The following is a 23,453-nucleotide window of genomic DNA, read 5'->3' as shown; positions in this document are numbered from 1 at the left end:
TCACCCCTCCTCGACGGACTGCCCGAGCGACCGGCGGGCCAGCAGGGCGGCGCCGGCGACGGCGGCCGGCATGATGAGCACCGCGCCGAGCGGGATCAGGAAGCAGACGAAGACCGCCGTCCCGAAGCCCAGGGCGGTGGGCCGGTCGGCCTTCAGTATCGACCGCCGCTGCGGCAGCCGCATGCCGCGCCGGTAGAACGGCGCGCCGACCAGTTCCAGGGCCAGGAACCAGCCGCCCACCAGGGCGCCGACCACCGGCACCACGGTCTGCCCGACCACCGGGATGAAGCCGGCCGCGAAGAGGGGTACGCCGACCAGCGCGGAGATGGCCACCAGCCGCAGCGAGTCCACGATGCTGCGCCGCAGCGACGCCCAGAACGGCACCTCGACGGCGCCCGGGGTGCCGCCGAGCCGGTCCTCGACCCGCTCGGAGATCTTCTCGTAGAACGGGTCGCCGATGGCCAGGGTGGCCGCCGTGAAGGCGAGCACGCCGAGCAGCCCGGCCAGCCCCACGACAGCCAGCCCGGCGACCACCCGGACCAGCCCGCGCGCGGTCCCCGACCAGTCGTCCGCGAACGGGGTGACCAGCGCGGCCAGGTCGTCCACGAAGTACAGCAGGGTGGCGAACGCGGCGATGAAGAGCACTCCGGTGATCAGCGCGGGCACGATCCCGAGCAGCATCAGCCCGGGGTCGCGCACGTACAGCCGGAGCCCGCGCAGCAGCAGGCCGGCGCCGGCGAGGAAGCGGGTGACGGCGCCGGTGACGGGCGCGGCGAGGCGGGGTGCGTCCACGATCGCAGAGCCTAGTGGTCGGCCGCACGATCGCCGGGCGGCCGCCGGCCGGGGACCGCGGTCCTTCCCGCCGGCCGGCGTGGGAAGCCCTTGACTCGTGGCGTTGCCAAAGACAACCATCGAAGCGATGGACGTCGATAACGGGGGACGTTGATGAGAAATCGCATCGCCGGTCTGGTCGTCGCCGCGCTCGCCGCCACCTCGGCCGCGCTCGTCATGGTGCATCCGGCGTCCGCCACGGGCGGCTGTGCCGCGGAGATGCCGGTCCGCGCCCAGTACCCGTCGATGCTCAGCGGCGAACTCACCGTCGTGAGCCTGGGCCGGTCGCTGCCGGAGTGGACGCTCGACTTCCAGCTCCGGTACCCGAGCGAGCAGATCAAGAACGTCGACGGCGTGCGCTGGGAGCAGCACGGCGATCACGTCACGCTGCGCGGCCTGCCCGGCGCCGGGTTGCCGGCCGACCGGCCGACGTCCTTCCGGTACGTCATGACCCACGGCGTCAAGCGCGGCGAGCCGCCGGTCTTCACCCTGAACGGTGTCCCGTGCGGGACCGTGCTGCCGCCGTCGCCGTCGCCCTCGTCATCTGTCCCGCCGAGCCCGACGAGGCCGCCGAGCCCGACGCCGAGTTCGTCACCGAGCCCCACACCCGACCCGAACCGGCCGGTCGTGCGGATCACCCGGCCCGAGGACGGTGACCACTTCTTCGCCCCGGCGACAATCACGGTGGAGGCCACCGCCACGCCCGCGCCGGGACGGCGGATCACCCGGGTGGAGTTCTTCCACACCGGCGACTCGCCGGATTCGGCCCCGTTCGAGACCGACACCACCGCGCCGTACACCGCGGAGTGGCGTGATGTGCCGGCCGGCGGATACAGCTTCTTCGCCGTGGCGTACGACGACCAGGGCGCGAAGCAGAGCGGAAAAGACGCCCCGTTCGTCCGGGTGCTCACCCCCGGTGAGGAGCGGCAGGCGCCGTACGTCACCGTGGTGCGGGACCGGCTCTGGGGCATCTCCCCCGTCATCGACGCGGTGGCTCCGCGGGAGCTGGCGCCGCTCGCCCGGAGCGGCGCCGAGTCCCGATGCGTGCAGGGGCGCGGCATCTGGGACGGGCCGGTGGACGCGAGGGCCGTGGCCGGGCTGGCCGCCCGCGGCTTCCGGGCGGTGTACCTCGCCCTCAACGAGGCCTGCTGGCTCGGCCTGCCGTACGTCGACCCGCGCTACGGAGGCGAGCCGTACCGGCAGGAGGTCGTCGCGTACACGCAGCGGCTGGCGGTCGCGGGTATCACCCCGATCGTCGGGCTCACCTGGAGTGAGGGCCGCTACACCGGGCCGGGTGCCACCTGCCGGGACGAGCGGGCGGTCTGCGCCAAACCGATGCCGGACGCCGCGCACGCCATCGACTTCTGGCAGAGCGTCGGCCAGACCCTGGGCACCGAAGCGGTGGTGTACGACCTGTTCACGGCGCCGTACCCGGACCGGGCGATCGGCGATCCAACCCAGGCGTGGACGTGCTGGCGAGACGGTGCCGAGGCCTGCTCCGCGCTCGGCTATCCGGCGGTGGGCATGTTGGCCCTGCACCTCGCGGTCCGGACCGGTTCCGTCGGTGTGCTGCTCGCCGGCGGCCTGCGCGGCGGCAGCGACCTCTCCCAATGGGCTGCGTACGTGCCGGAGGACTGGTACTACAACATCGCCGCGGCGTGGCGGCCGGCGACACCCGGCGACTGCCGGCCGCCGGTGCTGGCGCAGGCGCCCGTCGTCGTCACCACCACCTGCCGTTAGCGCGCTACCGCAGAATGGTCGGGTGCGTGCCGCCCGGTTGATCTCGTTGCTCCTGCTGCTGCAGGCGCGGGAGACGATGACCGCCGCCGAACTGGCCCGCGAGCTGGAGGTCTCCGAGCGCACCGTCTACCGGGACGTGCTGGCGCTCTCCGCGGCCGGTGTGCCGGTCTACGCGGACCGGGGCCGGGCCGGCGGCTACCGGCTGCTCGGCGGCTACCGGACCCGCCTGACCGGGCTCAACCGGGACGAGGCGGAGGCGCTCTTCCTGGCCGGGCTGCCCGGGCCGGCCGGGGACATGGGGCTGGCGGACGCGGTGGCCGCCGCCGAGCTGAAGGTGCTGGCCGCGCTGCCGCCGAGCCTGCGGGACGCGCCCGCCCGGGCCGGGCAGCGGTTCCACCTGGACGTGCCGGGCTGGTTCCGCGAGTCGACCCCGCCGCCCCGGCTGGCCGAGCTGGCCCGCGCCGTCTGGCGGGACCTCGTGGTCGAGTTGCGCTACCGCCGGGGCGAGCGCGAGGTGGCGCGCACGGTCGAACCGTACGGGCTGGTGCTCAAGAACGGGGTCTGGTATCTGGTCGGCCGCGTCGGCGACGGCTGGCGGACGTACCGGGTGGACCGGGTGGTCGACGTCGAGGTGGGCGAGGCGATGTTCGCCCGCGACGGCGGCTTCGACCTGGGGGCGTACTGGCGGGAACAGGCCGAGGCGTTCCTGCGCGGCATGCTCCGCGCCGAGGTCACCGTCCGGCTCAGCCCGGCCGGCCTGCGCGCGCTGCGGCACCGGGCCGAGGCCCCCTTCGCGTACGAGGAGGCGGTGGCCCGGGCCGGCGAGCCCGACGGGCAGGGGTGGCGGGTGACCCGGCTGCCCGTCGAGTCCGTGCCGGTCGCGTACGACGTGCTACTGGCGCTCGGCCCGGAGGTCGAGGTGCTCGACCCGCCCGAGCTGCGGGCCCGCTTCGCCGAGGCGGCCCGCCGGTCGGCGGCGCTCTACCGGGACCCGCCCCCGCCACCGGGCACCGGTCAGCGGTAGCCGGTGGGGTCCGCGGGCTTCCCGGGCGTGACCACCTCATCCTGGTAGCGGGCCCAGTGCGGCCGGCTGCCGTCGACGTCGGTGAAGCCGTACACCTGGGCCAGGCCGCCGCTGTCCACGGACCTGCCGTTCCAGCGGGCCCGGTCCGGGTCGGCGGCCAGGGCGGCCACCGCGCGCCCGACGAAGGCCGGCGTCTCGGACATGACGAAGTGCGGCTCCTTCGCCGCGCCGTCCCGCCAGGTGGCCTCGGTGACCCCGAAGTGCTCCAGCATGGCCTCGGAACGCAGCCAGCCGGGGGTGAGCGCGACCGCCGTGCACCCGTGCGGCGCCAGCTCGTGCGCCTGGGTGAAGGCGAGCCGGTTCACCGACACCTTGGCCAGGTCGTAGAAGACCGAGAGCCGGTACGTGGTGTCGTTGTACTCCTTGGTGCCGTCGCCGATCTCGACGACCAGGCCACCCGGGTTGCGGATCAGCAGCGGCAGCGCGAAGTGGCTGGTGATGATGTGGGTGTCCACGGCCAGCCGCAGGGTGCGGAAGCCGGCGTCGAGTGGCTGCTCCCAGACCGGCTTCTCCCAGGTGATCAGCGGGTCCGCGCCCCAGATGTCGTTGACCAGCACGTCGAGCCGGCCCTGTTCGGCGTCGATCCGCTGCACCAGGCGGCGTACCTGGTCCGGGTCGAGGTGGTCGACCACCACGGCGATGCCGGTGCCGCCGGCGGCGGTGACCAGCTCGGCGGTCTCCTCGATGGTCTCCGGGCGGCCCAGCTCCGAGGGCCGCTCCCGGCTGGTGCGCCCGGTGGCGTAGACGGTGGCCCCGGCGGCGCCGAGCTGCACGGCGATCTGCCGGCCGGCGCCCCGGGTCGCCCCGGCGACCAGCGCGATCGTGCCTTCCAACGGTTTCGTCATGGCTGTCACCGTGCCACCGATACCTGACAGCCGAAGTCTGGTTTCCGGAGTGATCTCGATCGGCCATGATGGCCGGCATGCACCTGCTGCTCTCCGGGATCGTCGGCTCGGTCGCGTACGGGTTGGCGGGGCCGGACTCGGACGTGGACCGGATCGGCGTCTTCGCCGCGCCGACGGTCGCCTTCCACGGCCTGCACCCGCCGCGGGAGTCGGTGGTCACCACCGGCCCCGACCTGACGCTGCACGAGGCGGGCAAGTACGCGCGGCTGGCGTTGAGCGGCAACCCGACCGCCACCGAGCTGATGTGGCTGCCCGACGAGTGCTACGAGACCCGGACCGAGCTCGGGGAGCGGCTGATCGGGATCCGTGCGGCGTTCCTCAGCGGCCCCCGGGTCCGGGACGCCTACCTCGGCTACGCCGCCCAACAGTTCCGCAAGCTGGCCGGCCGGGATGCCACTGTCGGCGGTCGGCGCCGCTCGGCGAAGCACGCCCGGCACCTGGCCCGCCTGCTGCACCAGGGGCGGGTGCTCTACACGACCGGGGTGCTGGCGATCCGGCTGGCCGACCCGGAGTGGTTCCGGGCCTTCGGCGAGCGGGTCGCCGCCGGCGCGCTGGACGAGGCGGAGGCGCTGGTCGCCGCCGCCGAGCGGGACTTCGACCGGATCCGCACCCCGTTGCCGGAGCGGCCCGACGAGGAGACCGTGGAGCGCTGGCTGCTGGCCGTCCGGGCGGCGCACCTGCCGCCGGAGCCGCGCCGCGGCTGACGCTGGACGGTCAGTCCACCAGCCGCACCCGGACCCGGCGGTTGGCCCGGCCCTTGCTCTCCACCTTCACCACCTGCACTTTGCCGATCTGGGCGGTGGAGGCGACGTGGGTGCCCCCGTCGGCCTGCACGTCCAGCCCGACGATGTCCACGATCCGCACCTCCTGCTCGTCCGGCGGGATCAGGTTGGACTGGGTACGGATGATGTCCGGCAGGACCAGCGCCTCGGCCCGGGGCAGCACCCGGACGGCGACCGCCCGGTCGGCGGCCACCTCGACGTTGACCAGCTCCTCGATCCGGGCCTTGAAGTCCGGCGGCACCTCGGGCAGGTTGAAGTCCATCCGGGCCTCGCCGGGTTCCATGTTGCCGCCGGTGACCAGCGCGCCGAAGTCGCGGAACACCACGCCGCAGAGCACGTGCAGCCCGGAGTGGGTACGCATCAGCATGGTGCGCCGGGCGTCCTCGACGGCGCCGGTGACGGCGGTGCCGACCGGTGGCAGCGGGTCACCCTCGGCCGGGATCAGCCACAGGTCGTCGCCCTTGCGGGTGCCGACGATCCGGGTCTGCGCCCCCTGCCAGAGCAGCACCCCGTGGTCCGGCGGCTGTCCGCCGCCGCCCGGGTAGAAGGCCGACCGGTCCAGCACGATGCCCTGCTCGGGATCGGCCGCCAGCACCGTGCACGCCCACTCCCTCAGGGTGGGGTCGGCGAGGTCCAGTCGGTGGGTACGGCCGTGATGTGTGACGCCCATGACCGGGGAGGTTACCCGTTGAGGAACGTCGAGATCCGCTCCCGCAGGTCGGCGCGTTCCGTCCAGAGCACGCCCGGCCGGTCGTACACGTGCAGGGTGGCCTGCGGGAGCGCGGCCGCCAACTGCTCGGCGACCGCCACCGGGTGCAGGTCGTCGCCGGCGCACCCGATCACCAGCGCCGGCGCGGTCACCGCGGCGAGCGCCCCGGCGTCCCGCAGCGGGGCCTGCTCGGGCAGGCTGGCCAGTCCCGGGGCGAGCCCGTCCCGGAGCAGCTGGTCCAGCCGCTGCCGCAGGTACGCCCACCCGGCCGGGGTGTTGCGCACGGACGGCGGCAGCTCCAGGGCCACCACGTCGGCCAGCGCGGACGCGTCGCCGTCGGCGACCGCGTCGAGCAGCCCGGTCAGCCGGGACCGGGCGACCTCGCCGCGCGGGGTGTCCAGCACGGCGGGCAGGAAGAAGACCAGCCGGTCGAAGCGGTCCGGGCTCTCGGCGAGCAGCCGGCAGAGCGCGCCCGCGCCGAGGCTGGCCCCGAAGGCCCGGCCGGCCCCGCCCAGGTCCGCGATGGCCCGCAGGTCACGGGCCAGGTCCAGATAGGTCCACGGGCCGGGCGGCGAGTCGGAGCGGCCGTGCCCGCGGAACTGGAAGAAGATCCGCCGCCCGGTGACCCCGCTGCCGAACGGGCGGGTGGTCGCGATGCCGTTGCCGAGCCCGTGCGCGAACACGGTGACCGGGTCGCCGGCGCCGGTGACCAGCCGTTCCAGCCGTACGCCGTGGGGGGTGGCGACCAGCTCGGTCTCCGGCTCGGGCAGCGCCGGCCGGCCGGTACGCGGGGCGCCGGGCCCGGGACCCCAGGTGCGGGGGCCGCCGTCCGGTGGTGGTGGCCAGCGGAAGCCTCTCACCAGGAGGAGCCTCGGCCGTCGTGCAGGTCCCGTAGGCCGGGCCGGACGTCCAGCAGGTAGATGAGCGACGCAGCGATGCCGACCAGGCCGAAGATGCTCAGCACGCCGCCGAAGCCGAAGCCCAGGCCGGGGAGCGTGAACAGCAGGCAGATCGCCAGGATGGCGATCCAGCCGCCCTTGGGCAGGGTGCCGATCGCGGAGAACCCGTCGGAGCGCTGGGTGATCGCGTGCACCAGCGAGACGGCCTCGATGACCAGGGCGAAGACGAGCAGGATCAGCTCGATCACGAAGCGGACGTCGTGGTAGAACAGCGGCGCGGCGTAGGCCATGACGGCAAGCTTATGCCGAGACCCCGGCAACGTCCGACAGGACGCCGTCCGGGGTCTCGGTCCAGCTTCGACTCACTCGGCGGCCGGGCGGGTCCGCTTCGTGGCCTTCGGCAGCTTCGCCGACGGGGTGGCCGGCTTCGCGGCGGTGGCCCTGGCGGCGGTGGCCTTGGTGGCCCGGGTCCGCTTCACGGCCGCGGGCTTGGCCTCGACGGCCTCGGCCACCTCGGCCGGGGTGGGCACCTCGGCCTGGGCCGGCGCCTCGGCCCGGGCGGTCTCGACGACCGAGGTGGTCGCCTCGGTCGCCTCGATGTCGGCGTTCACCGTGTCGGCGGCCTCCAGCACGCCGGCGCCGACCACCCGCTCGCCGCGGGCGACCAGCTCGGTGTACGCGGCCAGCGCCCGGGCCTGGGCGGCCTGCGCGCCGGCGAGGGCGCGCTCCTGGGCGGCCTGCGCGCCGGCCAGCACGGCGGCGGCGTTGCGGGCGGCTGCCTCCCGGAGCTTGTCCAGGTCGAGGTCGGTCGACTCGGCCTTCTCGCGGAACCCGGCCGCGGTCAGGTTGGCGGTCTTCAGCGTCTCGGTCGCCTTCTGGCGCAGCTCGACACCGGTGACGACGGCCTTGCCACCGAACTCGGCGACGACCCGGGTGCCCAGGTCACTCACCACGGTGGGCAGCTTGCGGAGCTGCTCGAGGGCCAGCTCGCCGGCGCCCGCGGCGGCGTAGAGCGGGGCCGGGATGCGGTTGGTCTTCGGCTGGGTCATGACTTCTCCTCTTCGGCCGCACCGGCGGCCTCGCGGGCCACCCGGTGGGTGGTCTCCTTGTCGGGGGTGGTGGCGGTGGTCGGGGCGGGGGCGGCGCCGGCCTCGGTGACGGCGACCGACTCGAGAACCGCCTCCGTCGGGGTGCCCTCCGCCGTCGTGGGGCCGGTCGCGGCCGGCGTCACGGTGGCGGGTGCCTCGGTGGCCGGGGCCGGCTCGGTGGTGGCCGGCTCGGTCGCCGGCTGGGTGGCGGCGGTGGCCTCGGCGAGCCGGGCGTTCTCCCGGCGGAACGTCTCGTAGATCTGGGTGAGCGACTGCTTCTGCGCCATGGTCAGTTCGGGGTCCACGGCGATGGCGGCGAGCACCCCCTGGCCTTCCTTGTCGTCCAGCAACCCGGCCCGCAGGTACATGGCCGGGGTGGAGACGCGCAGGGCGCTGGCGAGCTGCTGGAGCACCTCGGCGCTGGGCTTGCGCAGGCCGCGCTCGATCTGGCTGAGGTACGGATTGCTGACGCCCGCCTGCTCGGCGAGCTGGCGGAGCGAGATCTTCGCGTTGCGACGCAGGTCGCGAATGAACCCGCCGACGTCGGGAAGGTCCTTACCGGTGGCCATGCCTCCACGCTAGCTCGATCTGCTAGCTCCTGCAAGCAAAATGCTTGCTGGCAGTTAGCAATGTCTCAGTTACCCGCTTGCGCCGCCGCCGTTCGGTCCGTAGCGTCCTCGCGTGCCCAAGATCGAGGTCAACAACGCCCAGCTCGCGTACGACGAGGCGGGCAGCGGCAGCCCGGTGGTGCTGCTGCACGCCGGCATCGCCGACCGGCGGATGTGGCGACACCAGCTGTCCGCGCTCGCCCACCGGCACCGGGTGATCGCCCTCGACCTGCGCGGCTACGGCGACTCGGAGCTGCCACCCATCCCGTTCGCCCACCACGACGACGTGATCGGCCTGCTGGACGCCCTCGGGATCGACCGGGCCGCCCTGGTCGGCTGCTCGTTCGGCGGCAAGGTGGCGGTGGACACCGCCCTGGCCCATCCGGCCCGGGTCGCCGCGCTGGCCCTGCTCGGCGCCCCGGTCTCCGGCAACGAGTGGTCCGAGGAGACCGAGCAGGCCTGGGAGGACCTGGTCGGCGAGGTGGACCCGGAGGACTTCGCGGCCACCGCGGCCGGCGAGGTGCGGTTCTGGGTGGTCGGCCCGAGCCGGCAACCGGCGGACGTCGATCCGGAGCTGATCCGGTTTGCCGAGGAGATGGACCGCCGGGCGCTCGCCGCCGAGCAGGCGCTGAGCGCCGTGGAGGCGGGCGAGCTCGACCCGCCCGCGATCGACCGGCTGGCCGAGCTGTCGATGCCGGTGCTGGCCGCGGCGGGCGCGGACGACCTCGGCGACATCCGCCGGCTGGCCGACCGGATCGCCGCCGAGGCACCCCAGGGGGTACGGCTGCCCGACGTCCCGGACGCCGCGCACCTGCTGCCGCTGGAGCGCCCCGAGCCGGTCAACGCCGCCCTGCTCGACTTCCTGCCCTGACAGCCCCCGGACCAGGTCCGGCAGGTAAGAGCGATATGCCGCTGAGGCATTCGCTCTCGGGCCGTTGCCCGCCCGGAGCCGGCAGACCGCCAGCGCCCCCCGGTTCACCAGACCGGGCGGACCGACCCCACCGGCAGGCCGCCGCCGAGCAGCGGCAGTTCGGCGTACTCGATCAGCACCGGGGCGTCGACGCCGAGCCGACGCAGCGCCGACACCAGCACCGGCATCCGAGCCCGCCCGGCGCCATCGTCGATCTTGAGGGCGACCGCGCCGACTCCCGGGACCGCCGCCGCGATGACCCCCTCCGCGCCCACCTTGGCCAGCAGCCCGGGTACGCCCCGCATCAGCCGCGTGTCGTCGGCCTGGGTGCCGCCCACCAGTTCCGGGTACGCCCGCATCGCGTCGGCCACACTCCGCTCGACGGTGCCCGGCTCGGCGGTGACCAGGCGCAGGAAGGCCCGGGCCAGCCCGGTCAGCGACACGGCGAGCACCGGTGCGCCGCAGCCGTCCACCCCGACGGCCGCCGCCCGTTCCCCGGTCAACTCCTCGATCGCGGCGGCCAGCCGCTGCTGGAGCGGATGCGCGGGACGCCAGTAACCGTCCAGCGGCCAACCCGCGGCCAGGCAGGTGAGCAGCATCCCGGTGTGCTTGCCGGAGCAGTTCATCAAGGTCCGGGTCGGGCCGCCCCCGGCGCGCAGCACCGCCTCCCGGGCGGCCTCGCCGACCGGCAGGTCGGGCGGGCAGTGCAGCGCCTCCTCGGTCAGGCCGGCGCCGCGCAGCAGGGCGGTCACCCGCTCGACGTGGAACTCCTCGCCGGCGTGGCTGGCCGCGACCAGTGCCAGGTCGGCCGGCTCGGTCAGCGGCAGGCCGGCCCGGAGCATCCCGATCGCCTGCATCGGCTTGTTGGACGACCGGGGGAAGATCGGCGAGGTGTTGTCCCCCGCCCCGGCCACCGGCGCGCCGTCGGCGTCGAGCACCGCCACGGAACCCCGGTGGAAACCCTCCACGAAGCCGGACCGGACCACCTCGGCGAGCGGCACGCCGCCCTCGTACGTCTTTCCCACGAGGTGGACGGTACCGACGGGCCCGGCGGGCCCGGCACCGGGGTGACCAGCGGCGTCACCCGAACGTGTACAGGGGTGCCGGGCGGGATGTGGCTTACAGGCCGAGCAGCGCGCGGGCCTCGGTGGTGGTCAGCGGCGGGCGCTGCGCGAGCTGGGCGAAGCCGACCGCGCGGGCGACCAGTTGCATGTTCGACTCGACCGGCCGCCCCTTGGCGTAGCTGACCGTGTCCTCCATGCCGACCCGGAGGTGCCCGCCGGCCGACAGCGACGCCAGCATGACCGGGATGGTGCTGCGGCCGATGCCGGTGGCCGAGAAGGTGGTGCCCTCGGGCAGGTCGCGCAGCATCTGCTCGGCGGCGACCAGGGTGGCCGTGCTGCCCGGCATGCCGCCCGGCACCCCCATCACGAAGTCGACGTGCACGTGCCCGCCGTGCGGCAGGCCGTACTTGCCGAGCAGCCGCTGGAGGGCGGTGAGGTGGCCGAGGTCGAAGATCTCGTACTCGGGGACCACGCCCTTCTCCTGCATCCGGGTGTGCAGGTCGACGATGAACTCCCAGCGGTTCAGGAACACGTCGTCGCCGAAGTTGACCGTGCCCATCGTGCAGGAGGCCATCTCCGGACCGGCGTCCAGCACGGCCAGCCGGTCGGCCTCCGGATCGGTCACCGCGCCCCCGGAGGAGAGCTGCACGATCAGGTCGGTGCTCTCCCGCAGCGCCGCCACGGTCTCCCGCAGCCGGCCCTGGTCGAGGGTGGGCCGCGCCTGGTCGTCGCGGATGTGGACGTGGATCACGGCGGCGCCGAGCGCCTCGCACTCCTTGGCCGTCAGCAGCAGCTCGTCAAAGGTCACCGGCAGCGCCGGCACCTCCGCCTTGGCCGACTCCGCGCCGGTGGGGGCAACCGTGATCAACGTCCCTGTGGTCATGCCCGGGATCCTAGACCGAGGGCCCGCCGCCGGTCGACGGCCACCGGGCGTGCCGACGGAAGAATCATGGATCCGGGCGGGCCGGACCGGAAGGTTTCCCGCCCCGAGCGGCTCAGGCGGGATCGATGGCGGCGGCCGACTCCCCGATCATCAACCGGGCGTCGTCCGCGACGTTGCGCTTGACCACGGCCAGGGCGATCTGGCCCAGCTCGTGGTGGTGCACCGCGGTGCCGACGAAACCGACCGTCCGGCCGTCCAGGGTCACCGGCGTACCGGCCGCGGGCGGCTGGTCCGTGGCCACCCCGTCCAGGTGCAGCAGGACGAGCCGCCGCGGCGGCCGGCCCAGGTTGTGCACCCGCGCCACCGTCTCCTGCCCCCGGTAGCAGCCCTTGTCCAGGTGCACGGCCGGGCCGACCAGGTCCAGCTCGGCCGGGATGGTCCGGTGGTCGCTGTCCACCCCGATCCGGGCCCGCCGGGCGGCCACCCGGATCGCCTCGTACGCCCAGAGCCCGGCCACCGGCACACCGGCGCCGCGCAACTCGTCGACCACCCGGACCATCGCCTCGCGGGGCACCAGCAGGTCCACGCCCAGCGCCACCCGCCGGGCCCAGCCGCCGCCCGGCAGCGGCTTGACGTCGTACACCACGCCGGGGCGCGGCGGCAGCTCGCCGGAGCGGAACTTCGGGCCCGGCACCGCGACCAGGTCGGGCGCGGCCAGCCCGGTGACGCCCAGGGTCTCGAGCGCGCCGGCGGCGTCCGGCCCGACCAGCGACAGCAGCGCGTGCTCCGCGGTGACGTCGCGCGGGTCCACCTTGCTGAAGAAGCGCATCTTCTCCAGGTACGACAGCAGGCCGCCGGTCATCCCGGGCTCGGTGTCCAGCCAGGTGGTCTCGCCGTCCTCGGTGACCATGGCGTGCTGCTCGACGTGCCCGTGCGGGGAGAGGACCAGCAGCTCGGTGCCCTGCCACGGGCGCAGCCCGGCCAGGTGCTGGCTGGTCAGCGTGTGCAGCCAGCTGATCCGCTCCTCACCCGGCACCGCCACCACCCCCCGGTGCGAGCGGTCCACCAGGCCCACGCCGGTGGCCAGCGTGCGCTGTTCGCGCATCGGGTCGCCGTAGTGCGCCGCCACCGGGCCGACCCCGGCGGCCCGATGGGCCGGCTCGGGCTGGTCCCGGGTCTCCTCGTCGATCGCCTCGGCAGCCACCGCGCCCGCGATGTCGATCACGTCGTCCCCCCGTCCTCGCACTGGCCGCAGACGCCGAAGAGCGCCACGTGCCCGATGTCGACCCGGAATCCCCGCTGCGCGGCCAGCCGGTCGGCCAGCGGGCGGAGCAGCTCCGGATCGATCTCGTCGATCCCGCCGCACTCCCGGCAGACCAGGTGGACGTGCTGGTGCTCGCCGGCCGCGTGGTAGGTCGGCGAGCCGTGCGACAGGTGCGTGTGGGTCACCAACCCGAGCCGTTCCAGCAGCTCCAGCGTGCGGTAGATGGTGGTGATGTTGACCCCGGCGGCCACCTCCCGCACCGCCGTGTGCACCTGCTCCGGCGTGGCGTGACCCAGATCCAGCACGGCCTGGAGCACCAACTGCCGCTGCGCCGTCAGCCGCAGCCCACGGGAGCGGAGCAGTTCCGCCAGGGAGGATTCGGACACCGTCCGATCATAGTTCGGCCGCCGCGCCACGCCGACCGCCGAGGTGTACGCCACTAGGCTCGACGGTCGTGGTGGCATCGCGGGTGGCCGTGCTGGGGCGGGGCGTCGTACCGACCGGCCATCCGGTGCTGCGCGGCGACGACCGGGGCGTACTGCACGGCGACGGGCTCTTCGAGACCCTGCACCTGCGCGGCGGCGAGCCCTGGCTGCGCGACGCCCACCTGGACCGGCTGCGGGCCGGCGCGGCCGCGATCGAGCTGGACCTGCCGCCCACCGCCGCGCTGGCCGAACTGCTCGACGTGGTACGCGCCGGGTGGCCGCCGGAGGCGGAGGGGGCACTGCGGCTGGTCTGCACCCGAGGGCCGGAGGGCGGCGGCCCACCCACCGTTTACGCCACCCTGACCGAGGTCCCGGCCGCGACCGTGCGGGCCCGGCGGGACGGCCTGGCCGTGGCCACCCTGCCACTCGGGGTCGCCGCCCGGGCCCGCCCCGAACTGGGCTGGCTCCCGGTCGGCCTGAAATCCACCTCGTACGCGGTCAGCACCGCGGCCCGGCGCTGGGCGGCCCGGGCCGGGGTGGACGACGTGCTCTGGACCTCCACCGACGGGTACGCGCTGGAGGCGCCGAGCGCGAACCTGGTCTGGCAGGCCGGGACGACCCTCTGCACGGTGCCGGCCGCGGCCACCGGGGTGCTCCCCGGGGTGACCGCAAGCTGGCTCCTGGGCCACGCGGCGGAACTGGGCCTGCGGGCCGAGGAACGGCTGATCAGCCCGGCCGGGCTGCGCCACGCGGACGGCGCCTGGCTGACCTCGTCGCTCCGCGGCCCCGCCGAGATCCACTCCCTGGACGGCAGCCCCCTGCCCCGTTCCCCCCTGGCCCCCGCCCTGCTGGCCCTGACCGCCTTCCCCCCACCCTGACCCGCCCCACCCGGGCCGGGCGGGGTGGGCATCCGAGGCGTCCGGGCCGGACGGGTGGGGGCGGAGGGTTGGTTGGTTGGTTGGTTGGTCAGCCGGCCACGCGGGTGAGGCGGGCGGAGAGGTGCGGGCTGAGGGGCTGGCCCACGGCGGCCATCTCCTGGGCGTACAGCAGCGCACCCTCGACGATGCCGAAGAGGCGGGCGCCGGCGGTGACCTCCTTGGCGGTGGCCGTCCGGACCACGGCGTCGGTGGCGAACTCGATCTGGGTGCCCGTGCGCTTGCCGATGTGCAGCTCCATCACGCCGGTCGGCGTGGTCATCAGCGCCTCCAGCTCGTCGGTGACCCGGTCGCCGTCCAGCACCGGACGCCACCAGCCCACCTCGCGCCCGGCCGGTCGGACCGGGCGGCTCTGCTCGTCGAGGATCCAGGCGCGCGACTCGTAGAACAGGAAGGGCCGGCCGTCGTGGCTGATCCGGATCTCCTGGGCGAAGTCGAAGTCGTCGATGGTGGGGAAGCCACCCCGGCCCCGCCCGCGCCACACCCCGATGTACGGCAGCAGCCCGTCCAGGCTGCGGTGCAGCTTCGGGCCGACGCGCAGGTCGTGGCTCTCCTCGTACGGGTACGGGTCGACCGGCGGCGCGTTCAGCCACGGCGGCTGGAGCGGGTTCTCGCTCACCGGGCCACCTTCGTTCGCGACTGCGGGGCTCGCAAACCCGGCTCACTCCTCACGCTCACCATTTTCCTCTCGAGATGCGAACTGCGAGGTACACCAGGCCACCGGCGAGCGCACCCAGGCCGGCGACCAGCAGGCTGACGAACCCGATCTCGGTAACCATCCGGGCCATCCTATGCTGGGTGGTATGGCCCGCACTCTCGTCGTCAAGGCCACCGCCGGGGCCGACGCCCCCGAGCGCTGCGCCCAGGCCTTCACGGTCGCCGCCACCGCCGCCGCGGCGGGAATCGACGTGTCGCTCTGGTTGACCGGTGAATCGACCTGGTTCGCGTTGCCGGGCCGGGCGCAGGAGTTCGACCTGCCGCACTCCGCGCCGCTCGGCGAGCTGCTGCACGTGATCCTGGCTACCGGCAAGGTGACCGCCTGCACCCAGTGCGCGGCCCGCCGGGACATCGGCCCGGACGACGTCATCCCCGGCGTACGGATCGCCGGCGCGGCGGTCTTCGTCGAGGAGGCGATGGCCGAGGGCGCCCAGGCCCTCGTCTACTGACCTCGCCCGCCCGCCCGGGCTGCCGCCGACCGCGCGGTCCGGCCGCCGACCGGCCTGTCCGGTACGGGGGGAGCGGTGATATCCGCCCGACATGTCCGGCCGCTGCCTACGATTCCCCTGTGGGCGAGGCGATCGAGCGGTTCTTCGCGACACTGCCGGCGCGTGCCCCGGCGGTGCTGCGCAGCCCCATCCACGGCACCCTCCAGATCGACCTGACCTGTGAGAACCGCACCGAGCACTGGTTCGCCGAGCTGTCCCCGGGCTCCGTCCGGGTGCTCCGGGAGCAACTGCCCGCCGACGCCACCTTCACCGTGAGCACCGACCTGTTCGAGAAACTGGTCACCGGGCGCGCCGCCGGCATGGCGGCGGTGCTGCGCAACGAGGCCACGTTCAGCGGCAACGTGGCGCTGTTCCTGCTCTTCCGCCGGTTCTTCCCCGACCCGCCCAGTGCCCGCGACCCCCGCGAGACCGCCCGCGCGCACCTCGGACGGCCCAGATGAACGAACGCGTCAGCATCCTGGACGGCAACACCTTCCTGGTCAGCGACGAGCGCGGCAACATCGAGCCGTCCTTCGACTTTCCCACCGGGCTGTTCTCCTTCGACACCCGGTTCATCTCGAACTGGGTGCTCACCCTCAACGGGGAGAAGCTGCACGCGCTCTCCATCGACGACTCGCACTCGTACCGGACCCGGTTCTTCCTGGTCCCCGGCGAGCCCACGCACTACCTGGACGCCAAGGTGTCGGTGATCCGGAGCCGGTCCATCGGCGGCAGCTTCGACGAGGAGCTGACCCTGCTCAACCACGCGGACCAGGCGGTCGAGTTCGTGCTCCGGCTCGACATCGGCTCCGACTTCGCCGACCTGTTCGAGATCAAGCACCAGCGGCAGAAGAAGGGCCGCACCAGGCCCGTGGTGGTCGGCAACGAGCTGCGGCTGGTCTACCGACGGGAGGGGTTCCACCGCGAGGCCGTGATCAGCACCGGCCCGCCGGCCGAGATCGATGAGGCGGGCATCACCTACCGGATCCTGGTCGGGCCGCACGGCGAGTGGACCACCCGGCTGCATGTCGCCACGAACATCTACGGCGCCCGCGGCGAGGACATCCGGTCCACCCTGCCGCTGGGCGGGCACCGCTCGGTCGAGGAGATCCACGTCGAGCAGAACGAGTTGATCGCCCGCGCCCCGAAGCTCGCCTGCGACTGCGAGCCGCTGGCCGGGGCGTACCGGCGCAGCCTGAACGACCTGGCCGCCCTCCGGTACGAGTCGATCACGCTCGGCGTCCGGCTGCTCGCCGCCGGCCTGCCCTGGTTCATGACCCTGTTCGGGCGGGACAGCATCTTCACCTCGCTGCAGATCCTGCCGTTCCTGCCCGAACTGGTGCCGCCTACCCTCCTCATGCTGGCCGGGCTACAGGGCAGCCGGCTGGACGACTTCCGGGACGAGGAGCCGGGCAAGATCCTGCACGAGCTGCGGTACGGCGAGACCGCCGGCTTCGAGGAGCAGCCACACTCGCCGTACTACGGCTCGGCCGACTCGACCGCGCTCTTCGTGATCCTGCTCGACGAGTACGAGCGGTGGACCGGGGACGGCAACCTGGTCCGGATGCTCGAACACGAGACCCGGGCGGCGCTGGCCTGGCTCGACACGTACGGGGATCTGCTCGGCACCGGCTACATCTCGTACCTGACCCGCAATCCGGAGACCGGGCTGCAGAACCAGTGCTGGAAGGACTCCTGGGACGCCATCTCGTTCTCCGACGGCCGGCTGCCCGCCTTCCCCCGGGCCACCTGCGAACTGCAGGGGTACGCGTACGACGCCAAGCTGCGCGGCGCCCGGCTGGCCCGGACGTTCTGGCAGGACCCGGCGTACGCCGACCGGCTGGAACGCGAGGCCGCGGCGCTGAAGGAACGGTTCAACCGGGACTTCTGGATCCACGACCGGGAGTACTACGCGCTGGCCCTGGACCCGGACGGGCACCAGGTCGACGCGCTCTCCTCCAACATCGGCCACCTGTTGTGGAGCGGGATCGTGGACGAGTCCCGGGCGGCCGCGGTCGCCCGGCACCTGCTCGGCCCCCGCCTCTTCTCCGGCTGGGGCGTCCGCACCCTCGCCGACGACCAGGGCCGGTACAACCCGATCGGCTACCACGTCGGCACGGTCTGGCCGTTCGACAACTCGATCATCGCCTGGGGGTTGTGGAAGTACGGCTTCCGCGAGGAGGCCGGCAAGATCTGCGAGGCGATGCTCGCCGCGTCCCGGTACTTCGAGGGCCGGCTGCCCGAGGCGTTCGCCGGCTACGAGCGCGGCCTCACCGACTACCCGGTGCAGTACCCGACCGCGTGCAGCCCGCAGGCCTGGTCGGCGGGGACGCCGCCGCTGCTGATGCGGGTGATGCTCGGCCTGGAGCCGCAGGGCGAGCATCTGATCATCGACCCGGCGGTGCCCCCCGGGATGGGGCGGCTGGAGCTGCTGGACATCCCCGGCCGGTGGGGGCGGGTGGACGCCCTGGGCCGCAGCCGGAGCCCGCACGACGAGCGCCGCGGGCAATGACCGGTCAGCCGGGGCAGGAGGTGGTGACGGCGACCCGCACCCGGTCGCCGGCGCGCTCGGCCAGCACCGCCGGGCTGGACAGCCGGGCGTACTCGTCGGCCGAGTCGCGCAGCACCGGGCCGTCGCCGGTGCGGTCGCGGAACGGGTCGGCCAGCGGGACGCCGGCCGGTGCGCCGGCCGTCTCCGCCCGCGCGGTGCGGGCGGTGCCGCCGCCGGGGCACGGCGCGGCCAGCAGCCGGACCGGTCCGGCCGCGCCGCCCCAGCCGCTGAGGGCCCGGGTGACCTCGGCGGATTCCGGGCCGCCGGTGGCGGTCGGCGGCTGGTAGCCGGCACCGACCGGCCGGCAGCCGGTGGCCGCGGTGAGCCGTACCCGGCCGGGCCCCGCGGGGCGGCCCTCGACGGCGACGAACTCGCCGGCGTCGGCGCGCAGCACCGGCCCGTCCGCGGCGACCCGGACGCCGGCCCGCCAGTCCGCCGGCAGCCGGCCGGCCACCCGCGCCAGCAGATCGGGTACGTCGTCACCGGCGATCGCGACCTCCACGCCACGGGTCAGCTCGGCGCCGTCGGCCAGCGGAGTGACCCGGCAGCCCCGCTCGATCCGGTCCGGCAGGAGCGCCGGCACCCCGTCGCCCCCGATCGCCACCATCAGTCGACCGATCGCCCGGTCCACCACCGGACCGGCCTGGTCGAGGGTGCGCTGCTCCTTCACCGTCGGCGGGTCACGCCGCACCGACCACCAGGTCAGCCCGGCGAGCAGCACCGCCCACGCGACCGTCGCGGCGACCAGCCAGCGCAGCCAGGGCCGGCGCGGGGCAGGCTGGTCGGGACGGGGCGGCGGGGCGTACCCCGCCTGCACGACACCACTCACCGGCCCATCGTGTCACGCGGCGGCGACGCGTCCGGCCGGCACCTCGCCACCGGGGCCGGCGCGCATCCGCCGACACGGGTGGCCGGCGCGAACGACCCGTGGCCCGGTGGCCGGCGCGAACGACCCGTGGCCCGGTGGCCGGCGCGAACGACCCGTGGCCCGCCACCGCAGGGGTGACGGGCCACGATCAGAGCGTGGGTCAGGCGGCGACCGTGACGGTCACCTCGTTGATCCCGCGGGCGGCGGTGACGGCGGTGTCGCCGTTGCCGTGCCGGGAGAGCGCCCGCAGGGTCCAGGCGCCGGGTGCGGCGAAGAACCGGAACTGTCCCGCCGGGGAGGTCACCACCTCGGCGGTGAACTCACCGGTGGAGTCGAGCAACCGGACGTACGCGCCCGGCACGGTCTCGCCGGACTCGGCCTTGACCAGGCCGGTGATGACGGTTTCCTTCTCCAGGTCCAGGCTGGCCGGCAGCGGGGCGGCCTGGTCGGGAGCGGCGCATCCGGCGGCGGTGGGGGCAACGGGAGCGGTCATGGCTCAGGCCTCCCCCGGCTCGTCACCGAGCGCGACCGGCACGCCGACCAGCGAGCCGTACTCGGTCCAGGAGCCGTCGTAGTTCTTCACGTTGCGGTGGCCGAGCAACTCCTGGAGCACGAACCAGGTGTGCGAGGAGCGCTCGCCGATCCGGCAGTACGCGATGGTCTCCCTGCTGTCGTCCAGCCCGGCGGCCGCGTAGATCTTGCGCAGCTCGTCGTCGGACTTGAAGGTGCCGTCCTCGTTGGCCGCCTTGGACCACGGCACGCTGATCGCGGTCGGCACGTGGCCGGCCCGCTGGGCCTGCTCCTGCGGCAGGTGGGCGGGGGCGAGGAGCCGGCCGGCGTACTCGTCGGGGCTGCGCACGTCGACCAGGTTCTTGGTGCCGATGGCGGCGACCACCTCGTCCCGGAAGGCGCGGATGGCGGTGTCGGGCTCCTGCGCGACGTACTGCGTGGCCGGGCGGGTCACCGCGTCCGTGACCAGCGGGCGGGCGTCCAGCTCCCACTTCTTGCGGCCGCCGTCGAGCAGCTTCACGTCGCGGTGGCCGTAGAGCTTGAAGTACCAGTACGCGTACGCGGCGAACCAGTTGTTGTTGCCGCCGTAGAGGATGACGGTGTCGTCGTTGCCGATGCCCCGCTCGGAGAGCAGCGCGGCGAACTGGTCCTGGTTGACGAAGTCCCGGCGCACCGGGTCCTGGAGGTCGGTGCGCCAGTCGAGCTTGACGGCGCCCGCGATGTGGCCGGTGTCGTAGGCCGAGGTGTCCTCGTCGACCTCGACGAAGACGACGCCCGGGGCGTCGATGTTCTTCTCGGCCCACTCGGCCGAGACGAGTGCGGTGTCGCGACTCATCAGATCACTCCCTGTGAGGATGGATGGTGAGCCTGCGCGCGGAGATCGAAATTGGTGATTGTCGCACCACGCGCGGGACCCAGAGCTAGGAACGGATCACGGGTACGTGCGACGGCGCCGCTGCCGGGCGATCAGGGGGGAACACCGGAGGTCCGTGGACCCTGCGTGCCGGTGGCCGCCTAGGCGGCCGAGGACAGCCCCGCCGTCAGATGACGGGGCGACACAGGCAGGTGGCCACGCGGCACAGGTCGACCGCGCGCCGTTTGGTGAGGAGGGTCCCCATGAGGAGGGAGACTACCAGCCGGTCGCGCCGAAGCCACCGGGCCGACCAGCATCCGGGAACGCGCCGACGCGGCCGGACACCCGGACGGCACGGCCCGACCGGTGGTCGGGCCGTGCGCGGGGGCCGGGGTCAGCCGACGTTGTTGATCGGCACGTTCTTCGCGTCGGCGGTGACCGCCAGGCCCTCCGGCCTCGGTTCCACCTTGCGGACGGTGAGCTGGAAGGGCAGCTCCGGCAGGGGCACGTCGATCGAGATGCCCTTGGCGTAGTTGGTCACCACCTGCCGGGCCAGCGGCAGGTTCGGCAGCCCGTCGGCGGTCAGGTCGCTGAAGCGCAGCGCGACCTTGCCGTTGGTGGCGGTGACGTCGGCGGTGCCGTGCACGGTGAGCTTGACGCCCAGCACGTCCACCGGCGCCGTCACGATCAGCTTGCCGTTCTGCTCGCCCAGCTTCAGACCGGGCCGGTCGAGCAGCTTGGCGAGGCTCTCGTAGGTGATGGTGCCGCGCCCGTCGACGGTCTCCGCGGTCACGTCCCCGCGCCGGGTACGCAGGGTGTCCAGCGACGCCGTCACGTTGCGGGCGTCCACGTCCAGCCGGGGCACGCTGACCGCGCCGCCCTGCACGGTGCCCTGCACGTCGGTCAGCACGATCGAGATGTGCTCGTACCTGCCGGCGAGCACCTGGGTCAGGAACGGGAAGCCGCTCACCTCGACCTGGGGCGGCGCGGACCGGGCGTCCTGCTTGGCCACCTCCTGCTCGACCTGGTCGGCGATGGCCCGCTCGGCCGCTCCGGCCGCCAGCCGGTCGGCGACGACCAGCAGCCCGGCCACGATCAGCAGCAGGACGACGAAGCCGACGAGCACCTTCCGGCCGCGCCGTCGGGGCCGTTCCTCGTACGCCGGGTTGGCCTCTGCCACGCCGCCTCCTGTCCTCGCTGTCGGTCGCCGTCACGCGGCGGTCGGGCCGCCTCGTGGCGCAACGCTACTTACCCGGGGCGTCGATCCCCCAACCGCGCGTTCAGAGGAAGAGCACGCACATGGCGTACGCGGCCGGCGCGGCGAGGGCGAACCCGCCGAGCGGGCCCTGCATGTGCCGGGCGACCCACATGGTCGGCGGCTCACCGGCCATCAGCCGGCCGGCCTCGGCGTACCCGACGGCGAGGTCGGCCAGCACGGCCGTGGCGGCCGTGACCAGCCCGACCAGGGCGGCGCTGGTCGGGGTGAAGCCGACCAGGTAGCTGCCGAGCACCGCGCTGGTCAGGGTGCCGAGCATGGCGCCCACGACCACGCCGGCGGCGCCGCGGGGCACCTGCGGGGCGAGCCGGGGCCAGGGCGCGATCGCGTCGGTCAACCGGGCCACCATGAGCGCCACCCCGGTGGCCGTGAGGCAGACCGTGATCGCCTGGGTGCCCTTCGGGATCCGGCTGAGCACGATCAGGGTGGCGAACGCGACCACCCCGACCACGATCAGCAGGGTGCCGCCGAGCGAGTCGGTCACCCGGACCCGGTCCACCCGGCGGAACAGCTGGCCGAGCACGCCGAGCACGAGGCCGGCGACCGCGGCGTAGCCGAGCGGGGCCAGGCCGGCGATGTCGGAGCGGACCGCGGCGGCGTCGGCGATGCCGGCCGTCGCGGCGCTGACCAGCGCGACCACCAGCAGCGCGGGCGGCCGCATGGCCATCGTCCAGGCGAGCACGAAGAGCAGTTGGACGCCGAAGATGATGAACGCGAACGGCAACCGGTGCCCCGGGCCGGCGGTCTGCGCGCCGAGCACCAGGCCGACGCCGAGCAGCGCGGCGAAGCCGGCGACGGTGAGCGCCAGCGGGCGGCGCACCGGGACCGGCGGCACCTCCTCCTCGGGCTCGTCAGCCTCGGCGTCGTCGGGCCGGCGCCCGGGGCCGCCCTTGCGGAGCCGGCGCGGGCCCTTCCTGGCGTGCGGCTCCCCGCCGTCGTCCGGGCCGGTGCGCGGGCCCGGCGGGTGGCCACGGGACGGGCCGGCCGGCCCTGGACGGGCGTCGTCGGCCCACGGCTCGGGGCCGGTGTCGGGCGAGGTCGAGGGAAACACGCCCCGATCGTGCCAGACCGGGCCGCCCGGGCGGAGGTCACGGTTTCGGCAACGTTAAAACCTGCGCCGCGATCGAGGGCAGATCGGGCATACGGGGAAACGACCTGGAGGCGCAGGGCGGGCGATCGGTTACGCTCAAGCCGTTACCCGCCCGTCAGCGACGCCGGGACCCCCGCCAATTCTCAGCGCCACCTCCCCCGCCGGGAGGGCCGCTGGTCGCGCGCGGCCGGACGGCCGCCGGGACGGAGGTGATCGTGTGGAGCTCCTGTTGCTGGTGACCGCGCGCGCAGGTGAACCATCGGCGGTGCTGCCGGCGCTCGACCTGCTGCCGCACTCGGTCCGCACCGCGCCGCGCGACGTGCGCACGCTGGTCTCCGGTCCGAGCCCGGACGCGGTCCTGGTGGATGCCCGCTCCGAGCTGAGCGAGGCCCGGGCCACCTGCCGGATGCTGCACGCCACCGGGCTCGGGGTGCCGCTGGTCGCGGTGGTCACCGAGGCCGGCCTGATCGCGCTGAACGCCGACTGGGGCGTGGACGACGTCATCCTGGCCGGGGCGGGTCCGGCCGAGGTGGAGGCCCGGCTGCGGCTCGCGGTGGGCCGGTTGAGCAACGCGACGGCGGGCGCCGGCGGGTCGATCCGGGCCGGCGAGCTGACCATCGACCCGGACACCTACGCGGCCAAGCTCAAGGGCCGCCCGCTCGACCTCACCTACAAGGAGTTCGAGCTGCTCAAGTTCCTCGCCCAGCACCCGGGCCGGGTGTTCACCCGGGACCAGCTGCTCCGCGAGGTCTGGGGTTACGACTACTTCGGCGGCACCCGGACGGTCGACGTGCACGTGCGGCGGCTGCGCGCCAAGCTCGGCTCGGAGTACGAGTCGATGATCGGCACGGTGCGGCAGGTCGGCTACAAGTTCGTGGTGCCGCCCTCGCGCTCGCTGCCGGAGTCGGAGCCCGCGCCGCTGCCGGTCTGACGGGGAGATCGGACCGCCCGCCCCCTTCTGGCGAACTTTCCT

28 protein-coding genes are annotated in these 23,453 nt (G+C 74.2%); 9 read left to right on the top strand and 19 right to left on the bottom strand.

Features of this window, described 5'->3' with window-relative positions; all coding sequences use genetic code 11:
* A complete protein-coding gene (locus tag AB0I11_RS26140; protein WP_357325825.1) occupies positions 1 to 792 on the bottom strand; it encodes an EI24 domain-containing protein in 792 nt (263 codons plus the stop codon).
* 153 nt (positions 793 to 945) lie between these two features.
* Between AB0I11_RS26140 and AB0I11_RS26135 the strand changes: the two genes are divergently transcribed.
* Together AB0I11_RS26135 and AB0I11_RS26130 are read left to right on the top strand one after the other, a co-directional pair.
* Positions 946 to 2,571: an Ig-like domain-containing protein gene (locus tag AB0I11_RS26135; protein ID WP_357325822.1), complete on the top strand. Its 1,626-nt coding sequence runs from the start codon at positions 946 to 948 to the stop codon at positions 2,569 to 2,571.
* Positions 2,572 to 2,593: 22 nt separating this feature from the next.
* Positions 2,594 to 3,595 carry a WYL domain-containing protein gene (locus tag AB0I11_RS26130; RefSeq protein WP_357325819.1) on the top strand — a complete coding sequence of 334 codons (1,002 nt, stop codon included), beginning with the start codon at positions 2,594 to 2,596 and terminating at the stop codon, positions 3,593 to 3,595.
* Here the strand turns inward: AB0I11_RS26130 and AB0I11_RS26125 are convergent.
* On the bottom strand, positions 3,586 to 4,500 hold the full coding sequence (locus tag AB0I11_RS26125) for an SDR family oxidoreductase (protein ID WP_357325816.1): 915 nt from the start codon (positions 4,498 to 4,500) through the stop codon (positions 3,586 to 3,588). The two genes, AB0I11_RS26130 and AB0I11_RS26125, sit on opposite strands and share 10 nt — an antisense overlap.
* Positions 4,501 to 4,577: 77 nt before the next feature.
* Here AB0I11_RS26125 and AB0I11_RS26120 point away from each other — a divergent pair, with 77 nt between their 5' ends.
* Positions 4,578 to 5,264 (top strand): nucleotidyltransferase domain-containing protein, encoded by a 687-nt coding sequence (locus AB0I11_RS26120; protein WP_357325813.1) that lies wholly within the window; start codon positions 4,578 to 4,580, stop codon positions 5,262 to 5,264.
* Positions 5,265 to 5,274: 10 nt separating this feature from the next.
* On the opposite strand, the gene AB0I11_RS26115 is transcribed toward AB0I11_RS26120, so the two are convergent.
* From AB0I11_RS26115 to AB0I11_RS26095, 5 genes are all read right to left on the bottom strand, one after another.
* Positions 5,275 to 6,012, bottom strand: a complete 738-nt coding sequence (locus AB0I11_RS26115; protein ID WP_357325810.1) for an alanyl-tRNA editing protein — start codon at positions 6,010 to 6,012, stop codon at positions 5,275 to 5,277.
* A gap of 11 nt (positions 6,013 to 6,023) precedes the next feature.
* The gene (locus AB0I11_RS26110; protein ID WP_357325807.1) at positions 6,024 to 6,911 is read right to left on the bottom strand and encodes an alpha/beta hydrolase; all 888 of its coding nucleotides are present in this window, start codon (positions 6,909 to 6,911) and stop codon (positions 6,024 to 6,026) included.
* Positions 6,908 to 7,240 (bottom strand): DUF2516 family protein, encoded by a 333-nt coding sequence (locus AB0I11_RS26105; protein WP_046570780.1) that lies wholly within the window; start codon positions 7,238 to 7,240, stop codon positions 6,908 to 6,910. Before AB0I11_RS26105 ends, AB0I11_RS26110 begins: the two co-directional genes overlap by 4 nt.
* 72 nt (positions 7,241 to 7,312) lie before the next feature.
* Positions 7,313 to 7,999, bottom strand: a complete 687-nt coding sequence (locus tag AB0I11_RS26100; protein ID WP_357325803.1) for a hypothetical protein — start codon at positions 7,997 to 7,999, stop codon at positions 7,313 to 7,315.
* A complete protein-coding gene (locus AB0I11_RS26095; protein ID WP_357325800.1) occupies positions 7,996 to 8,607 on the bottom strand; it encodes a helix-turn-helix transcriptional regulator in 612 nt (203 codons plus the stop codon). Before AB0I11_RS26095 ends, AB0I11_RS26100 begins: the two co-directional genes overlap by 4 nt.
* 112 nt (positions 8,608 to 8,719) lie before the next feature.
* On the opposite strand from AB0I11_RS26095, the gene AB0I11_RS26090 reads away from it, so the two are divergent.
* A complete protein-coding gene (locus AB0I11_RS26090) occupies positions 8,720 to 9,517 on the top strand; it encodes an alpha/beta hydrolase (RefSeq protein ID WP_357325797.1) in 798 nt (265 codons plus the stop codon).
* 104 nt (positions 9,518 to 9,621) lie between these two features.
* Here the strand turns inward: AB0I11_RS26090 and AB0I11_RS26085 are convergent, their stop codons facing one another.
* The 4 genes from AB0I11_RS26085 to AB0I11_RS26070 all read right to left on the bottom strand — a co-directional run bounded on the left by AB0I11_RS26085 (position 9,622) and on the right by AB0I11_RS26070 (position 13,153).
* Positions 9,622 to 10,581: an asparaginase gene (locus tag AB0I11_RS26085; RefSeq protein ID WP_357325794.1), complete on the bottom strand. Its 960-nt coding sequence runs from the start codon at positions 10,579 to 10,581 to the stop codon at positions 9,622 to 9,624.
* A 94-nt stretch (positions 10,582 to 10,675) separates the two neighbouring features.
* Positions 10,676 to 11,503: a 3-keto-5-aminohexanoate cleavage protein gene (locus tag AB0I11_RS26080; protein ID WP_357325791.1), complete on the bottom strand. Its 828-nt coding sequence runs from the start codon at positions 11,501 to 11,503 to the stop codon at positions 10,676 to 10,678.
* A 112-nt stretch (positions 11,504 to 11,615) separates the two neighbouring features.
* The gene (locus AB0I11_RS26075; protein WP_357325788.1) at positions 11,616 to 12,728 is read right to left on the bottom strand and encodes a glycine cleavage T C-terminal barrel domain-containing protein; all 1,113 of its coding nucleotides are present in this window, start codon (positions 12,726 to 12,728) and stop codon (positions 11,616 to 11,618) included.
* On the bottom strand, positions 12,725 to 13,153 hold the full coding sequence (locus tag AB0I11_RS26070; protein WP_357325785.1) for a Fur family transcriptional regulator: 429 nt from the start codon (positions 13,151 to 13,153) through the stop codon (positions 12,725 to 12,727). Before AB0I11_RS26070 ends, AB0I11_RS26075 begins: the two co-directional genes overlap by 4 nt.
* 68 nt (positions 13,154 to 13,221) lie before the next feature.
* Here AB0I11_RS26070 and AB0I11_RS26065 point away from each other — a divergent pair, with 68 nt between their 5' ends.
* A complete protein-coding gene (locus AB0I11_RS26065; RefSeq protein WP_357325782.1) occupies positions 13,222 to 14,070 on the top strand; it encodes an aminotransferase class IV in 849 nt (282 codons plus the stop codon).
* An 88-nt stretch (positions 14,071 to 14,158) separates the two neighbouring features.
* Here AB0I11_RS26065 and AB0I11_RS26060 read toward each other — a convergent pair whose 3' ends face one another.
* Complete coding sequence (locus tag AB0I11_RS26060) at positions 14,159 to 14,746, bottom strand: FABP family protein (RefSeq protein WP_357325780.1); 588 nt, start codon at positions 14,744 to 14,746, stop codon at positions 14,159 to 14,161.
* Between the two features lie 55 nt (positions 14,747 to 14,801).
* Positions 14,802 to 14,906 (bottom strand): small membrane protein MtfM, encoded by a 105-nt coding sequence (gene mtfM, locus AB0I11_RS26055; RefSeq protein ID WP_046570768.1) that lies wholly within the window; start codon positions 14,904 to 14,906, stop codon positions 14,802 to 14,804.
* Between the two features lie 12 nt (positions 14,907 to 14,918).
* Here mtfM and AB0I11_RS26050 point away from each other — a divergent pair, with 12 nt between their 5' ends.
* The 3 genes from AB0I11_RS26050 to AB0I11_RS26040 all read left to right on the top strand — a co-directional run bounded on the left by AB0I11_RS26050 (position 14,919) and on the right by AB0I11_RS26040 (position 17,844).
* Positions 14,919 to 15,293 carry a DsrE family protein gene (locus tag AB0I11_RS26050; protein WP_357325777.1) on the top strand — a complete coding sequence of 125 codons (375 nt, stop codon included), beginning with the start codon at positions 14,919 to 14,921 and terminating at the stop codon, positions 15,291 to 15,293.
* Between the two features lie 119 nt (positions 15,294 to 15,412).
* Positions 15,413 to 15,793, top strand: coding sequence for an SCP2 sterol-binding domain-containing protein (locus tag AB0I11_RS26045; protein ID WP_357325774.1), 381 nt, complete (start codon positions 15,413 to 15,415; stop codon positions 15,791 to 15,793).
* Positions 15,790 to 17,844 carry a glycogen debranching N-terminal domain-containing protein gene (locus AB0I11_RS26040; RefSeq protein WP_357325769.1) on the top strand — a complete coding sequence of 685 codons (2,055 nt, stop codon included), beginning with the start codon at positions 15,790 to 15,792 and terminating at the stop codon, positions 17,842 to 17,844. Before AB0I11_RS26045 ends, AB0I11_RS26040 begins: the two co-directional genes overlap by 4 nt.
* A 4-nt stretch (positions 17,845 to 17,848) precedes the next feature.
* Here AB0I11_RS26040 and AB0I11_RS26035 read toward each other — a convergent pair whose 3' ends face one another.
* The 6 genes from AB0I11_RS26035 to AB0I11_RS26010 form a co-directional block, all read right to left on the bottom strand.
* On the bottom strand, positions 17,849 to 18,712 hold the full coding sequence (locus AB0I11_RS26035) for a hypothetical protein (protein ID WP_357325766.1): 864 nt from the start codon (positions 18,710 to 18,712) through the stop codon (positions 17,849 to 17,851).
* 199 nt (positions 18,713 to 18,911) lie between these two features.
* Complete coding sequence (locus tag AB0I11_RS26030) at positions 18,912 to 19,244, bottom strand: DUF1416 domain-containing protein (protein ID WP_357325763.1); 333 nt, start codon at positions 19,242 to 19,244, stop codon at positions 18,912 to 18,914.
* Positions 19,245 to 19,247: 3 nt separating this feature from the next.
* A complete protein-coding gene (locus tag AB0I11_RS26025) occupies positions 19,248 to 20,096 on the bottom strand; it encodes a sulfurtransferase (protein ID WP_357325759.1) in 849 nt (282 codons plus the stop codon).
* Between the two features lie 205 nt (positions 20,097 to 20,301).
* A complete protein-coding gene (locus AB0I11_RS26020) occupies positions 20,302 to 20,379 on the bottom strand; it encodes an Ms5788A family Cys-rich leader peptide (protein WP_311202345.1) in 78 nt (25 codons plus the stop codon).
* 129 nt (positions 20,380 to 20,508) lie between these two features.
* The gene (locus AB0I11_RS26015) at positions 20,509 to 21,294 is read right to left on the bottom strand and encodes a DUF2993 domain-containing protein (RefSeq protein WP_357325756.1); all 786 of its coding nucleotides are present in this window, start codon (positions 21,292 to 21,294) and stop codon (positions 20,509 to 20,511) included.
* Between the two features lie 100 nt (positions 21,295 to 21,394).
* Entirely contained in the window at positions 21,395 to 22,441 is a 1,047-nt protein-coding gene (locus tag AB0I11_RS26010) for a hypothetical protein (RefSeq protein ID WP_357325753.1), read from the bottom strand.
* Positions 22,442 to 22,697: 256 nt separating this feature from the next.
* Here AB0I11_RS26010 and AB0I11_RS26005 point away from each other — a divergent pair, with 256 nt between their 5' ends.
* Entirely contained in the window at positions 22,698 to 23,411 is a 714-nt protein-coding gene (locus AB0I11_RS26005; protein WP_200210793.1) for a response regulator transcription factor, read from the top strand.
* Positions 23,412 to 23,453: the final 42 nt, after the last annotated feature.

It is taken from the genome of Micromonospora sp. NPDC050495, assembly GCF_040655175.1.
Classification (GTDB): domain Bacteria; phylum Actinomycetota; class Actinomycetes; order Mycobacteriales; family Micromonosporaceae; genus Micromonospora.
Note: the sequence above shows the minus strand (reverse complement) of the source record. Positions and strands in the feature narration are given on the sequence as shown.

Coding starts and splice junctions, on each gene's coding strand:
- AB0I11_RS26040 (WP_357325769.1), top strand. CDS start 15,790: ATGAACGAACGCGTCAGCATCCTGGACGGCAACACCTTCCTGGTCAGC.
- mtfM (WP_046570768.1), bottom strand. CDS start 14,906: ATGGTTACCGAGATCGGGTTCGTCAGCCTGCTGGTCGCCGGCCTGGGT.
- AB0I11_RS26095 (WP_357325800.1), bottom strand. CDS start 8,607: ATGGCCACCGGTAAGGACCTTCCCGACGTCGGCGGGTTCATTCGCGAC.
- AB0I11_RS26030 (WP_357325763.1), bottom strand. CDS start 19,244: ATGACCGCTCCCGTTGCCCCCACCGCCGCCGGATGCGCCGCTCCCGAC.
- AB0I11_RS26125 (WP_357325816.1), bottom strand. CDS start 4,500: ATGACGAAACCGTTGGAAGGCACGATCGCGCTGGTCGCCGGGGCGACC.
- AB0I11_RS26080 (WP_357325791.1), bottom strand. CDS start 11,503: ATGACCACAGGGACGTTGATCACGGTTGCCCCCACCGGCGCGGAGTCG.
- AB0I11_RS26020 (WP_311202345.1), bottom strand. CDS start 20,379: ATGGGGACCCTCCTCACCAAACGGCGCGCGGTCGACCTGTGCCGCGTG.
- AB0I11_RS26105 (WP_046570780.1), bottom strand. CDS start 7,240: ATGGCCTACGCCGCGCCGCTGTTCTACCACGACGTCCGCTTCGTGATC.
- AB0I11_RS26050 (WP_357325777.1), top strand. CDS start 14,919: ATGCTGGGTGGTATGGCCCGCACTCTCGTCGTCAAGGCCACCGCCGGG.
- AB0I11_RS26100 (WP_357325803.1), bottom strand. CDS start 7,999: ATGACCCAGCCGAAGACCAACCGCATCCCGGCCCCGCTCTACGCCGCC.
- AB0I11_RS26115 (WP_357325810.1), bottom strand. CDS start 6,012: ATGGGCGTCACACATCACGGCCGTACCCACCGACTGGACCTCGCCGAC.
- AB0I11_RS26025 (WP_357325759.1), bottom strand. CDS start 20,096: ATGAGTCGCGACACCGCACTCGTCTCGGCCGAGTGGGCCGAGAAGAAC.
- AB0I11_RS26135 (WP_357325822.1), top strand. CDS start 946: ATGAGAAATCGCATCGCCGGTCTGGTCGTCGCCGCGCTCGCCGCCACC.
- AB0I11_RS26120 (WP_357325813.1), top strand. CDS start 4,578: ATGCACCTGCTGCTCTCCGGGATCGTCGGCTCGGTCGCGTACGGGTTG.